Source organism: Aquirufa lenticrescens, from assembly GCF_019916085.1.
In the GTDB taxonomy this organism is placed as follows: Bacteria; Bacteroidota; Bacteroidia; order Cytophagales; family Spirosomataceae; genus Aquirufa; species Aquirufa lenticrescens.
Window position 1 is genome coordinate 931,540 of the sequence record NZ_CP049834.1, and the last position, 14,420, is coordinate 945,959.

Sequence of the window (14,420 nt, forward strand, 5' to 3'; positions counted from 1 at the left end):
TTCGTAGTTTTGGGAAATATTTTTAGGTCACTCCTATGCATTTGCGCGTAATCCTATGTTGTTTTTTGCTTAGTTTGAACCTCCTCGTTCAAGCGCAGAATAAGGCTATTACCGTCAATAAACCGCTCATAGACACCTCCGTTCACGAAAAGGGTTTATTAAACGGACGCCTCTCGACCGGACTTGAAAGCAAAGCGGCCGAAGCAAAGAAATTCAAAGAGGATAGCAAGGCATTTATTGAGAGTTTGGGCGTCAAGGATTTGGGCAAAAAAATGGTCAAAACCGCGAAGAAAAAACTCCAACCGCGCGACGAATATGCAGGTATCAAAACCGAACGTAAGCTGGGTAATTACGGTAGTGGCGTTCGAATGACCGTGGAAGAGGTAAACGTGGTAAAGTACGTGGAAGATGAAGCGCTAAGCCCATATGCTTCGGAAATTTTTATCTTTGATCCCTCGCAATCACGTGTTGTCTCCATTCCATTAAAGGACACGAAAAACGTACAAATCTGTCACGGCCCATTCAAGAAATACGTGAACCAAAAACTCATTGAAGAAGGCTTCTACTATATGGGAGTAAAAGATGGGCGTTGGGAAAGCTATGGTTCAGAAAATGAGCTGGAGAACAAGGTGTATTACGAGAAGGGGTATACTGCGGGATCTCACATAGCTTATTATGATGCGGCGAAAAAGAAAATTAAAGAAGTCATTCCACGCCTATATGGTAAAGTCCGCGGCACCTATTATTCCTTTTATCCGAGTGGTAGTTTGAAGGAGGATGGGCGAATGGACGACAGTGTTAAAGTGGGCCGCTGGAGAGAATACCATGAGTTTGGGAGTGGTGGTCGCTTGAAGAAAGAGTGGAGATTTGGGAAGGACAAATTCGATCCGACAGAGCCTATGTTGATTCAAGAAAGAGATCAGCAGTCGAAGGTTATTTTTCAGGCCAAAGAACCCGTTTCTCAACATAAGCCTTTGCAAATACCCCCAATGGACTCAGATGACGAAGATTCTGAGGATGAAGATGGTTCAGAAGAAACGGGAATCGTTCGGCTACAACCGATCTACGTATTTACGTACAGCCTGTCCTTAAAAACACGCACAGAATTACACTTTTTGCTTTCTGCAGGATTTCAAAATAGCCCTTTAACCCCGCCTGACTTCGTTGTTTAATTCCGATTCAAACATCATTAATTAAACAACCTTATGAAACAGTCAGAATACCTTCAATCCTTTTTAAAAGGGGATTGGAAATCAGGAATAGCCGTCTTTTTAGTCGCCTTACCCCTTTGCTTAGGAATTGCATTAGCTTCAGGAGCCCCCCTTTTAGCTGGGCTCGTGGCCGGAATCGTGGGTGGAACACTCGTTTCCCTTTTATCAGGCTCAGAACTTTCTGTCAGTGGACCCGCGGCAGGCTTAACTATTATTGTGGCCACAGCCATCGCTGACCTTGGTTCTTTCCCCGGGTTTTTAGTGGCCGTCATCATTGCTGGCCTAATACAGGTCGCTTTAGGCTTATTGAAACTAGGAAAGATTGGCGGATTTTTTCCATCCTCTGTCATTCGTGGTATGCTCGTAGCGATTGGCATTGTGATCATTTTAAAGCAAATACCGCATGCGATTGGAGATGATTTGGACTTTATAGGAGAGTTTGAATTTGACCAAAAGGATGGCGAAAATACGTTTACAGAAATTTTGAAATCACTAGCTTCCATCAAAATAGGCGCACTACTGATTTCCCTTTTAGGTCTCGTTATCTTATTTTCTTGGACAAAATTAGGCCAAAAATTCTCCTGGATGAATGCGCTCCCAGCTTCCTTATTTGTGGTTTTAGCAGGTGTGGGAATCAATGAGGGATTAGCCATTTGGAACCCAGCATGGTACTTGGGCGATTCAAAAGATCACATGGTTAACCTTCCTCTATTTGCTTCAAGTAGTGAAATTTTTACCGGCCTGATAACTCCAGATTGGAGCTTTTTAAGCCATCCTAAGGTCTATTCGATTGCTGTAACTTTGGCCATAGTCGCCACCTTAGAATCCCTCTTGTCACTAGAGGCAACAGACTCCCTTGATCCATTAAAAAGAATTTCTTCTCCGGACCGAGAATTGTTAGCACAAGGAGCCGGAAACGTTGTAAGTGGCCTCTTGGGTGGTCTACCTATCACATCAGTCATCGTCCGCTCATCCACTAATATTTATGCTGGTGGAAAGACACGAATGTCTGGATTTTTCCATGGCGTACTTTTAATTGTGGCTGTTGTGCTTTTACCACTCTATCTGAACAAGATTCCCTTAGCTTGTTTAGCAAGTATTTTATTATACACGGGTTATAAATTAGCTCACCCAAAAGAATTCAAAAAAGTATTTGCGGAGGGTTGGAAGCAATATGTCCCCTTTTTAGTGACCGTAGCCGTCGTGGTAGGTGTCGATTTATTGTGGGGAATATTCGTAGGAACCTTGGTAGGTTTAGCATTTGTAGTCATTACGAATTACTCTTCCGTATTTACAGTTTTCAAAAATGGCAATGAAATATTAATTAAATTCCAGAAAGATGTGACATTCTTGCATAAAATGCAGCTGAAGGAAACCTTGCGAAAAATACCTGCAGGCGCAGAGGTGTATATCGACACTACCAAAGTACACTTTATGGACCACGATATTAACTTACTCATACAGGAGTTTATCAGTACAGCACAAGAGCGCGGCATCGAAGTCGACCTTAAAAAGAAATAAGATGAAAGAATATAAAAAATTACTGCTCAGCAATAAAGCTTGGGCGAGTGAACGTCTAGAATTAGACCCTACTTATTTCGATAATTTATCGAAAGAACAAAACCCCTTATTTTTATGGATTGGATGCGCAGACAGTCGGGTTCCTGCGGAGGAAATCACGCATGCAGATCCAGGCGACATTTTTGTGCACCGTAATGTGGCCAATATGGTGGTACATACGGACATCAATTTACTATCTGTATTACAATACGCGGTAGAAGTATTGGAGGTTAAGCACATTATCGTTTGTGGCCACTACAACTGTGGTGGAGTAAAGGCGGCGATGACGAACCACGACTTTGGATTAATCAACAAGTGGCTACGTAATATCAAAGAGGTATACGAGAAGCACTATACGGACTTACACGAAATTGCGGATGAGACGGCGCGATTCAATCGCTTAGTTGAACTCAATGTGGCGGAGCAGATTCAGAATTTGGCCAAAACCACCATCGTTCAAAAGGCCTGGGAGAAGCGACAATTCCCGCATTTACACGGCTGGGTGTTTGATATTCACCATGGCGAAATCAAGGAGGTATTAAATATCAACGCGGGCGAATGGACAAGTCCCGTTTTTCATTACGATTTTTAACAAAAAAAAGGGGGCCGCTGCGCGGCCCCCTTTTTTTTCCTATCTAATCGACTAAACCGTCGTCTTAATCTTCAATTCATCTAACTGCGCTTGCGCTAGTGGAGATGGTGAATCGATCATCACGTCGCGCCCAGCGTTGTTCTTAGGGAAAGCGATATAATCACGAATCGAATCTGTTCCTCCGAACAAAGAACAAAGACGGTCAAAACCAAAGGCTAATCCACCATGCGGCGGCGCCCCATATTCAAAGGCGTCTAATAAGAATCCGAATTGCGCTTGTGCTTCCTCTGGAGTGAATCCAAGGACTTCGAACATTTTTGATTGCAGGTCTTTTTGGAAGATACGAATCGAACCTCCTCCTACTTCTACACCATTCACGACTAAATCGTAAGCGTTTGCGCGAACCTTGCCGAATTCTCCGGCTAACATCAATGGAATATCCTCTGGCTTAGGGCTCGTGAACGGATGGTGCATCGCAAACCAGCGATCTTCTTCTTCACCGTACTCTAATAATGGGAAATCCACTACCCAGTGTACTTTGTAATTATTCGGATCACGTAATCCCATACGCGTTCCCATTTCTAAACGAAGTTCGTTCAATTGCTTACGCACTTTATCTCCGTCTCCTGAAAGCACCAAGATCAAGTCGCCAGGCGCTGCGTTAAACGCTGCAGCCCAAGTCGCTAAATCAGCTTCTGAGTAGAATTTATCTACAGATGATTTCACTACGCCGTCCGCTTGAACGCGCGCGTAAATCAATCCTTTCGCACCAATTTGTGGGCGACGAACGAAATCAGTTAATTCATCGATTTGCTTGCGGGTGTATTCCGCTGCGCCTTTTACGCAGATACCTACCACCGTGTTCGCTGCATCGAAAACTTGGAAATCTTTGCCAGACGTCAAATCCACGCCCTCGCCTTTCAATTCCACGAATTTCATATCGAAACGAATGTCTGGCTTATCTGAACCGTAGTATTTCATCGCGTCCGCATAGGTCATGCGAGGCACTTGACCGATGTCGAGGCCTTTTACGTTTTGGAACAAATGACGAATCAATCCCTCAAACATATTCAGGATATCTTCTTGCTCCACGAAGGACATTTCACAGTCGATTTGAGTAAATTCTGGCTGGCGATCAGCGCGCAAATCTTCGTCACGGAAACACTTCACAATTTGGTAGTAACGGTCAAAACCAGATACCATCAATAATTGCTTAAAGGTTTGTGGAGATTGCGGTAAGGCATAAAATTCACCTGGATTCATTCGAGATGGCACGACGAAATCACGCGCACCCTCTGGCGTTGATTTAATTAAAACGGGTGTTTCCACCTCAATAAAATCTTGCTTATCTAAGTAATTACGCACTTCGCGGCCCACGTGGTGGCGCAATTGCAAACTCTCGCGAATGGGGTTACGACGCAAATCTAAATAACGGTATTTCATACGGATATCATCGCCGCCGTCTGTCTCGTCTTCGATCAAGAATGGAGGCAATTTCGCCGGATTCAATACGCGCAATTCTTTTACTTTGATTTCGATGTCGCCGGTAGGCATTTTGTCGTTTTTCGACAAACGCTCTACCACGATTCCCTTCGCTTCTACGACGAATTCACGGCCTAATCCTCTCGCTAATGCCAAAGCCTCCGCAGACGATTTCCCCTCCTCTAACATCAATTGAGTGACCCCGTAACGATCCCGAAGATCCACCCAAATCATCCCCCCTTTATCTCGTGAACGCTGAACCCAGCCACAAAGAGTTACCTCGGTGCCCGCGTGTTCGATGCGCAATTCGCCATTTGTATGTGTACGTAGCATAGAAAATATTAAAATTCGGGCAAAATTACGGAAAAGAGCAGGGAGAGAAAAACATTTAGGGCTTTATTCTTTTTTACTTAATTTTGAATTATGTCAAAAATTGGGATTGTTGGATCAGGTATGGGTAGTTTGGGCTTTGCCATTCGCAGCGCGGTGGCGGGCCACCAAGTCACCGTTTTCGAAGCGAATTCCTATCCAGGAGGCAAATTAGCCCAAATCGAAACCAACGGATTCCGTTTTGACGCCGGGCCCTCTCTTTTCACGATGCCGCATTTAGTGGACGAACTGTTCACGCTGGCAGTCAAAAATCCCCGCGATTATTTCAGCTACGAACGATTGCCGGAGATTTGCCGCTACTTTTGGGAAGACGGCACACGATTACAAACGAATGCAGCGCCTGCAGAAACAGCCACGGCGATTGCTTCGGAACTGGGCGAATCGGAGGAGAACGTTGCGCGTTTTTTACGCGAGATCGGAGAAAACTACCATATCATTAGCGAGCTATTTCTTGACAATTCATTGCATTCCCTATCGACCTGGACGGGACCTAAAGCCCTCAAAGGCTACCTGAATATCCCACGTCTTGGTTTGTTTAACACCATGCACCGCGCACATGCGAAGCGTTTTAAGAACCCGAAAACGGTCCAGCTTTTTGACCGCTACGCCACCTACAACGGCTCGGATCCTTACCAAACTCCGGCGACTTTATCAATCATTCCTCATTTGGAATACAACATAGGCGCCTTTTTCCCCAAAGGCGGTATCATCAGCATCCCTCGGGCGCTGCACCGCCTCGCCGAAGAACTGGGTGTGGTCTTTCACTTCAACGAGAAAGTGTCCCGCATCACCACCGAAATTCATACTGCGACCGGAATAGAGACTGAAAAAGGAAATTATACCTTTGACTACATTGCTTGTAATGCGGACATTCGCCCGAGTTACACAAAACTCCTTGCACAGGAACCGCAACCGAAAAAGCTTTTAAATCAACCTAAATCCAGCTCAGGCATCATATTCTACTGGGGAATGGACCGCAGCTTCGACGAATTAGGGGTACACAACATCTTCTTCACAGACGATTATCAGGGCGAATTCAAGGCCATCTTCGAAAACCAAACCATCAACGACGACCCTACCATTTACCTACATATTTCTTCGAAAGTAGAGAAATCAGATGCTCCAGCAGGTGGCGAAAACTGGTTCATCTTGATGAATGTTCCCGCGAACGAGGGACAGGATTGGGATGCGCTAGTGGAAAAGATGAGAAAAAATGTGATCGAGAAACTTTCGAGAAATTTAGGCGTAGACATCGAAAAACACATCGTCGCCGAAGACCTATTAGACCCGCGCAGCATCGAGGCGAGAACTTCGTCAGCCGGGGGTGCGCTTTACGGAAATGCGTCGAACAACCGATTCGCAGCCTTTTTACGCCACCCAAATTATCGGAAGGCAATCAAAAACTTGTATTGGGTCGGCGGCAGCGTGCATCCCGGCGGAGGAATTCCGCTTTGTTTATCTTCAGCAAAAATTGCGGCGAAGCTTTTTGCAGAAAATGCGTAATTTCGCCCATTCATTTCTATACAATTATGATTCAAAGACCACAAACCCTTTTCTTAGCCCTAGCGATCATTGGCAATGCCGTCGCGACATCGGGCATTTCTATTTGGCAAAAAATAGGTACTTCAGGCCAGAAAGCAGAGCTTTTCTCAAACCAATGGCAATTATTCCAAAACGGAAAAGAAGTAGCCGCGCACAGTAATATCGCGATTGCCCTTTTAGTGACCTTATCAACGGTTATCACGTTAGTGACAATTTTCTCTTTCAAAAACCGGATGCGTCAAATGATGCTGGGCCTAGTCAATTCGCTGGTTTTAGCGGGAGCGATGGGCTATGCTTTTTGGGTGATTTTCAAAGAGGCGATGCCTACCTTTGAACCGGAAATTCAGGGAAAATATGGCTACGGATTCTATGCCTTAGTAGTTTCACTGCTGGCGAATATGATTGCGAACCGCCTCATCCGCAAGGACGAGATGCTGGTGCAATCGTCGAACCGGATGCGCTAAATTTTAGACGATACCCTCTTTCAACAGGTCGTGGAGATGTACAAATCCCACGGCCTTTTTATTTGCCGTCACCACCAGCTGAGTGATATTTTTGCTTTGCATGATCGCCAAAGCCTCCGTCGCAAATGCCTCCGCCTCAATCGTCTTCGGTGTGGTATTCATCATGTCTGCTAACACTATCGCAGACCAATCTTTCGAGTTTTCCAAAGTACGGCGAACGTCGCCATCCGTAATGATTCCGGCTAATTCTCCTTGCGCATCCAATACTGCCGTTGCACCTAGGCGCTTCGAGGAAATTTCGTGGATTGCTTCCTGAATGGAGGACGTGTGGGAGATGGCTGGGAATTCGTGAGTGGGATAAATATCGCCCACTTTTAAATAAAGGCGTTTGCCGAGGGCGCCGCCTGGATGGTATTTGGCAAAATCCTGTGCCGTAAATCCTTTGCATTCTAACAAACAAACCGCTAACGCATCGCCTAAAGCCAAAGCCACCGTCGTCGATGTCGTAGGTGCCAGATTCAACAAATCCGCCTCCTGCTCCGCCAAAGCATGTAATATATAATCCGATTGCTGGCCTAGATACGAGTTCTTGTTCGAAACCATGGCAATCAATTTCACCTGCAATCGCTTGATCAAAGGCACTAACACCTTAATCTCTGGCGTATCGCCTGACTTCGAAATACAAATCACCGCATCGCCGTCCTGAATCATCCCTAAATCCCCGTGAATCGCGTCCGCCGCGTGCATAAATAAAGCAGGCGTTCCGGTAGAGTTCATCGTTGCCACAATTTTCTGGGCAATAATGGCCGATTTACCGATTCCCGTGAAGACAATGCGCCCCGGGATGCTCAACAAATGTTCTACACAAGCCTCAAAATCCGAATTAATTCCGGCGCTCACTTGCAGAATGGCCTCTGCTTCCTGTGTCAAAACTTTTTTTGCTGTGGATTGGATATTTTTGCTTAATTTCAATGTTAGAAGAATTTGTAGGGCAAAGATAAGTAGAAGCCCGCAGAATCTAATCATCGCCGAAACAACCCATTAATCAAATTATGCCCCATCCAATGACCATCGATAGCTTAAAGGAACAGCTAAAAAAAACCTTTGGATTTAGCCAATTTCGGGGTGAACAAGAAGCCATTATCCTCAACACGATTCAAGGCAAAAACAGTTTTGTTTTAATGCCTACTGGTGCTGGCAAGTCGCTTTGCTATCAATTACCGGCGATTGTGATGGAAGGAACGGCGATTGTCATCTCGCCATTGATTGCGTTGATGAAGAATCAAGTGGATCAAATGGTGGCTTTTGGCATCAATGCTCAATTCTTAAATTCCTCTTTAACCCGTGCTGAAATCAACCGGGTAAAAGCCGAGGTGATCTCTGGAGCCGTGAAATTATTGTACATCGCCCCAGAATCGCTGAATAAACAAGAGAACCTGAACTTCTTAAAACAGGCTAAAATCTCCTTTGTCGCGATCGACGAGGCACATTGTATCTCCGAATGGGGTCACGATTTTAGACCGGAATACCGCAAGATTCGCACTATCATCGAAAGCATCGATGAGAAAATGCCTATCATCGCCTTAACGGCGACGGCAACTCCTAAAGTACAAATCGACATCCAAAAGACCCTAAATCTGGAAGATGCCACCGTTTTCAAATCCTCTTTCAACCGCAAAAATCTCTACTACGAGATCCGCTCTAAAAAAGATATTGATAAGCAATTAATCCGTTTCATTAAGTCGCACAACGGCAAGGCGGGGATTATTTATTGCCTTTCGAGAAAGCGGGTGGAGGAAATTGCAGAATTATTGCACGTGAATAGCGTGAAGGCCCTTCCCTACCACGCCGGTTTAGAGCCGCAGGTACGCATGTCGAACCAAGAGGCTTTCTTGAATGAGGAAGTGGATGTGATGGTGGCGACGATTGCTTTTGGAATGGGAATCGATAAACCGGATGTCCGTTTTGTGATTCACTACGATGCCCCTAAGTCATTGGAGGGTTATTACCAGGAAACAGGTCGCGCAGGTCGTGATGGTTTAGATGGAACGTGTATCTTATTTTACACTTACGATGACATCCTGAAATTAGACAAGTTTAATAAAGATAAGGCTGTGACAGAAAAAGAGAATGCTAAAATTCTCTTGTCTGAAATGGTCTACTATACGAATTTAGGCGTTTGCCGCCGCAAGCAATTGCTCCACTATTTTGGGGAGCACATGGCGGAAAACTGTGGTTTCTGCGACAATTGTATGCACCCTACGCCCACGTTTAAGGCGGAAGAAGAGGTTAGCCTCGTATTGAAAGCGGCGCAACAAACCGGCGAGCAATTCGATGCGGAGCATATCGCGGACTTTTTGGAAGGCAAATCAAATTCTTTCATTACGAGCCACGAACAGGAGAAATTATCCCTGTTTGGCGCAGGAAAAACAGTTTCTTGGATTTCCCCAGAGGTAGACGAAGAGGAGGATGATGACGAGGATGAAGATGGAGATGAGGATGCGCCTAAAAAGCCAAAAATGCGCAAAACGGCCTCGAAACCGGTGCCAATTGAAGACGAAAAGTCCCCATGGATTTCCTTTATCAAGCAAATGGCTATTTTCGGGCTATTGGATAAGGACATCGAAAACTATGGCGTTCTTCGCTTAAGTGAGGCTGGCCAGGCCTTCTTGAAAGAATCATTCCCGGTCACTTTTTATAAAGACCACGATTACGAAAAAGAGGCAGAGCCAGCTGAAAATGAGGATGAAGGTGCTGCTTTAGGGGCCAAAGCCTATGATGACGCCCTCTTTGACATTCTCAAAACCCTCCGTAAGAAGATTGCGAAGGAGAAAAATTTACCGCCGTATGTGATTTTCCAAGATCCTTCTTTGGAAGAAATGGCGACCACTTATCCGACTACCCAGGACGAAATGGCCCAAATCAACGGCGTAGGTATGGGTAAAGTCGTGAAATTCGGTAAGCCTTTCCTTGATGTGATTAATCGCTACGTAGAAGAAAACGAAATCGAGACGGCAAAAGAAGTAGTGGTAAAATCGACCGTTAACAAGTCCAAAATCAAGATTTACATCATTCAGCAAGTCGATCGCAAAATCGATTTAGACCTGATCGCCGAGCAAAAAGAGGTGAGTATGGCGGAATTGATCGAAGAGATAGAAACGATTTGCTTCTCGGGCACAAAATTGAACCTCGATTATTACATTAATCAGGTGATGGAACTAGATAAACAAGAGGAAATCTACGAATACTTCATGTCCGCGGACACGGATGACATCGCAGAAGCCTTAGAAAACTGTGAAATTGAAGATGTGACGGAGGAAGAACTTCGTTTAATGCGCATTAAATTTTTGAGTGAATTAGCCAATTAATAAGTATATGAACGTTTTAATATTAGGTGCTGGAGGCCGTGAACACGCATTTTCTTGGAAGATTAGCCAAAGCCCTATCCTAGGTAATTTATACATTGCTCCGGGTAATCCGGGAACCGCACAATGCGGCACCAATTTAGCGATCGGCGTGACCGATTTTGAAGGAATCGCTGCGGCGATTCGCACACACGACATTGGTTTAGTGGTCGTGGGTCCAGAAGAGCCTTTGGTAAAAGGAGTGCGTGATTTCATCGAATCTCAGGCTGATCTGAAACACGTAGGAATTGTAGGTCCAGGCGCTGAAGGTGCCCAAATTGAAGGCAGCAAAGACTTCTCGAAGAATTTCATGCACAAATACGGCGTGCCTACGGCTGCATCGCAAACCTTTACGAAGGATACGATTGCAGAAGGCTTAGCCTATTTACAAACACAATCTTTACCCATCGTTTTGAAAGCAGACGGCTTAGCGGCAGGAAAAGGGGTTATTATCGCGTTGACGTTAGCAGAAGCTGAGACGGCTTTGAATGAAATGTTATTAGATGCGAAGTTTGGAGATGCAAGTTCGAAAGTCGTAATCGAGCAATTCCTTCGGGGGATCGAATTATCCGTTTTCGTGTTAACCGATGGTGAAAACTACGTGGTGTTACCAGAGGCGAAAGACTACAAACGCATTGGAGAAAACGATGAAGGCTTGAATACCGGAGGTATGGGAGCTGTTTCTCCTGTTCCATTCGCGAATGCGAAGTTCATGGAAGTGGTGAAACAAAAGGTCATCGAACCGACTATTAAAGGCTTAAAAGCGGAAAATATAGACTATAAAGGATTCATCTTCATTGGTTTAATGAACCACGAAGGAGAGCCTTATGTCATCGAATACAATGCACGAATGGGGGATCCGGAAACGGAGGTGGTTTTACCTAGAATCGAATCAGATTTCCTATCTTTGCTAATTGCAGCTTCCAATGGTACGCTGAGCGAACAAAAAATTTCTATTTTGGACCAATACGCTGTGACGACGATGTTAGTCGCAGGCGGTTATCCAGAGGAATACCGCAAAGGTGATGTGTTAACGGGAGTAGAAAAAGTGGAAGACGCGATCGTTTTCCACGCAGGAACGACGTCAAAAGACGGCGATATTATTACTAGCGGTGGCCGTGTTATGGCACTGACTGGAACTTCAAATACCTTGGAGAGAGCAATCCAAAAATCACAAAAGGCTGCTCAAACCATTCAATTTGAAGGTAAAAACTTTAGAAGAGACATCGGATTAGATGTATTAAGATATGGCGTGTAAATCATGTTCCAGTGGGTCCTGCGGATCTCCCAGCGCAAGCGGAGAGGTAAAAGGCTGTCAAAGTAATGGCGGTTGCGGCTCAGGTGGTTGCAATAAAATGAACGTTTTTGACTGGTTATCAGACTTAGACGTCCCTTCTTTTCAACGCTACCACATCGTGGAAGTGAAGTTCAAAGGAGGCAGAAAAGAGTATTTCCGCAACGTAGATCAATTAGAACTACATACGGGAGACTCGGTGATGGTCGACTCTAGCAGTGGAACTCAGCTAGGTATTGTTTCCTTACAAGGGGAACTCGTTCGTCTTCAATTGCTGAAGAAGAATATCAAAGACGACGATAAGGTCAAAAACATTTTCCGTTTAGCGACAGAAAAAGACATCGAAAAGCACGAGCAATCGATGGCGCGTGACCTACCTACGATGTACCGTGGACGCCAAATTATAAGCGACTTAAAGCTGAATATGAAGCTTTCGGATGTCGAATTTCAAACGGATGGTTCTAAAGCGATCTTCTATTATTCATCAGAAGACCGCGTCGATTTCCGCGAACTAATCAAGTTACTGGCAACTGAATTCAAGATTCGTGTCGAAATGAAACAGATTTCCCTTCGTCAAGAGGCGGGAAGATTAGGTGGAATCGGGGTTTGTGGACGTGAATTATGTTGCTCAACCTGGTTATCGGATTTCAAAAACGTAACTACCTCAGCAGCTCGTTACCAAAACCTTTCATTGAATCCAGTCAAATTAAGTGGCCAATGTGGTCGTTTAAAATGCTGTTTAAACTACGAGTTAGAGACTTATATGGATGCACTAAAGAGCATTCCTACCATTGAGGGTCGTTTAAAAACCAAACGCGGTGAGGCCATCTTGCAGAAGACGGATATTTTCAAGCGAATGATGTGGTTTGGTATTGTGGGCGAAGAGGCTATCTGGATTCCAGTGAGCTGCGATCGCGTCGCAGAAATTGTTGATTTAAATAAGAAAGGGATTATTCCGGAGTCGTTTGAAGATCTAAATCCAGATGCTCCAGCCGTTGAAAAACCTACCTTATCTGAGCTAAATTCTGATTTAGAGCGGATGGATAAGAAATACGGTGGAATGAAATCGGGTAATCGGAATAACCGCAAACCTGGGGGAAACCGAGAGGGTGGAAATCGCGGACCTCGTCCAGAAGGTCAGAATAGAGGACCTCGTCCTGAACGTGGGCCGAGACCAGAAGGTGAGAATCGTGGACCACGCCCACCGAGACCAGAAGGCGAGAATCGTGGACCACGTCCGGAAGGACAAGATCGTGGGCCTCGTCCGGAACGTGGACCAAGACCTCCAAGACCAGAAGGCGAAAACCGCGGACCGCGTCCTGAAGGACAGAACAGAGGACCGCGTCCTGAAGGACAAAATCGTCCAGAAGGATCGACTCCAGCGGCCGATGGTGGAACAGCCACACCGAAACCGTTCAAGAAGAAAAAGAAATTCAAACCAAGACCTCCGAGAGATGGTGCAGCGCCTACCCCTGAAGCTTAGCCTTGGATTCATTTTCCTGTTTGAGCTGATATTCTTTGCCTGCAGTGATTCGAATGTGGTTATTGACGACACTTCGAGCTTTCCTGAGTCAGGCTGGATACAAAAACAACCTGTGCGTTTTAATGTAGAAGTGGCGGATTCTGTGGGCAGTTATGTGGCTTATGTGGTGGTGCGCCAAAACAATGCCTATCCGTTCTATAACTTATATTTCAGCCCGAGTATTCTAGATGCCAAAGGGACAACCATACAAAAAGGTTTAGCTGAAGCAATCTTATACGACCCTAAAACGGGGAAGCCGAAAGGCGCCGGTTTTGGCGATATTTATGAGAAAAAATTCCTCGTTTATCCGAATTTGAAGTTTCCCAAACCAGGTAAATACCAAATTCAGGTAGCGCAATCGATGCGAGTAGATACGCTGGCGGGGATGGTTTCGTTTGGACTAATTGTGGAAAAAAACGAGAGAAAATAATAGTATGGCAAAAATTGACGACATCGATAAAAAGATCCTCGCATTTCTGCACGAAGACGCCTTTCTTTCGAACAAAGAAATGGCCGCTCGTCTAGGAATGAGTGCGACGCCTATCCACGAACGCATCAAGCGGATGGAAAAAGAGGGCGTGATCACGGGTTATCGAGCGATGATCAATCCTGCCAAACTAGGAAAAACTTTAACCGTTTTCTGTGACATCTCCCTGAAAGAGCACGCGGCAGACTATTTGAAGCAATTTGAACAAGATGTGATGCAGTTAGTCGAAGTGCAAGAATGTTATTGCGTTTCAGGACACAGTGATTTTTTGTTGAAAATCGTGGTCGCAGATATGGATGAATACCGCGAATTTATTTTGCACAAACTCGCTAGTATTAAAAACATCGGCAACGCTCAAAGTCATTTCGTGATGAATGAAGTAGAGAATGAGCAGTTTATGCCTTGGATTTCGAATTCTTTAACCAATTAAGCCTATAAGTTAGGGTAATCCTTTCCTTGGATTTGATTACCT

General features: G+C 45.0%; 12 protein-coding genes. 10 read left to right on the plus strand and 2 right to left on the minus strand.

From position 1 onward, the window contains the following. The first annotated feature begins 65 nt into the window (after nt 1–65). Genes G9X62_RS04305 through can form a run of 3 tightly spaced genes read left to right on the plus strand, consistent with a single transcriptional unit; the run spans nt 66 to nt 3,363 of the window. Nucleotides 66–1,172 carry a toxin-antitoxin system YwqK family antitoxin gene (locus tag G9X62_RS04305; RefSeq protein WP_223131559.1) on the plus strand — a complete coding sequence of 369 codons (1,107 nt, stop codon included), beginning with the start codon at nt 66–68 and terminating at the stop codon, nt 1,170–1,172. A 33-nt stretch (nt 1,173–1,205) separates the two neighbouring features. Then, nucleotides 1,206–2,732: a SulP family inorganic anion transporter gene (locus tag G9X62_RS04310; protein WP_223131560.1), complete on the plus strand. Its 1,527-nt coding sequence runs from the start codon at nt 1,206–1,208 to the stop codon at nt 2,730–2,732. Nucleotide 2,733: 1 nt separating this feature from the next. Further along, nucleotides 2,734–3,363 carry a carbonate dehydratase gene (gene can / locus G9X62_RS04315; RefSeq protein ID WP_223131561.1) on the plus strand — a complete coding sequence of 210 codons (630 nt, stop codon included), beginning with the start codon at nt 2,734–2,736 and terminating at the stop codon, nt 3,361–3,363. A 51-nt stretch (nt 3,364–3,414) separates the two neighbouring features. On the opposite strand, the gene aspS is transcribed toward can, so the two are convergent. Then, nucleotides 3,415–5,178: an aspartate--tRNA ligase gene (gene aspS, locus G9X62_RS04320; RefSeq protein WP_223131562.1), complete on the minus strand. Its 1,764-nt coding sequence runs from the start codon at nt 5,176–5,178 to the stop codon at nt 3,415–3,417. A 90-nt stretch (nt 5,179–5,268) separates the two neighbouring features. On the opposite strand from aspS, the gene crtD reads away from it, so the two are divergent. Both crtD and G9X62_RS04330 read left to right on the plus strand, forming a co-directional pair. Further along, nucleotides 5,269–6,738, plus strand: coding sequence for a 1-hydroxycarotenoid 3,4-desaturase CrtD (gene crtD / locus G9X62_RS04325; RefSeq protein ID WP_223131563.1), 1,470 nt, complete (start codon nt 5,269–5,271; stop codon nt 6,736–6,738). 26 nt (nt 6,739–6,764) lie between these two features. Continuing rightward, nucleotides 6,765–7,241, plus strand: a complete 477-nt coding sequence (locus tag G9X62_RS04330) for a DUF4293 domain-containing protein (RefSeq protein WP_223131564.1) — start codon at nt 6,765–6,767, stop codon at nt 7,239–7,241. A 3-nt stretch (nt 7,242–7,244) separates the two neighbouring features. Here G9X62_RS04330 and G9X62_RS04335 read toward each other — a convergent pair whose 3' ends face one another. Continuing rightward, entirely contained in the window at nt 7,245–8,213 is a 969-nt protein-coding gene (locus G9X62_RS04335) for a KpsF/GutQ family sugar-phosphate isomerase (RefSeq protein WP_130895394.1), read from the minus strand. Nucleotides 8,214–8,293: 80 nt separating this feature from the next. Here G9X62_RS04335 and G9X62_RS04340 point away from each other — a divergent pair, with 80 nt between their 5' ends. The 5 genes from G9X62_RS04340 to G9X62_RS04360 are packed head-to-tail and all read left to right on the plus strand — an operon-like array spanning nt 8,294 to nt 14,378. Further along, complete coding sequence (locus G9X62_RS04340) at nt 8,294–10,609, plus strand: RecQ family ATP-dependent DNA helicase (protein ID WP_261345550.1); 2,316 nt, start codon at nt 8,294–8,296, stop codon at nt 10,607–10,609. A gap of 7 nt (nt 10,610–10,616) precedes the next feature. After that, a complete protein-coding gene (purD, locus tag G9X62_RS04345) occupies nt 10,617–11,903 on the plus strand; it encodes a phosphoribosylamine--glycine ligase (protein WP_223131565.1) in 1,287 nt (428 codons plus the stop codon). Further along, nucleotides 11,893–13,422 (plus strand): regulatory iron-sulfur-containing complex subunit RicT, encoded by a 1,530-nt coding sequence (gene ricT / locus G9X62_RS04350; protein WP_223131566.1) that lies wholly within the window; start codon nt 11,893–11,895, stop codon nt 13,420–13,422. Before purD ends, ricT begins: the two co-directional genes overlap by 11 nt. Next, complete coding sequence (locus G9X62_RS04355) at nt 13,394–13,891, plus strand: gliding motility lipoprotein GldH (RefSeq protein ID WP_223131567.1); 498 nt, start codon at nt 13,394–13,396, stop codon at nt 13,889–13,891. The genes ricT and G9X62_RS04355 overlap by 29 nt, the downstream gene beginning before the upstream one ends. Before the next feature lie 4 nt (nt 13,892–13,895). Next, the gene (locus tag G9X62_RS04360) at nt 13,896–14,378 is read left to right on the plus strand and encodes an Lrp/AsnC family transcriptional regulator (RefSeq protein WP_223131568.1); all 483 of its coding nucleotides are present in this window, start codon (nt 13,896–13,898) and stop codon (nt 14,376–14,378) included. Nucleotides 14,379–14,420 lie beyond the last annotated feature (42 nt).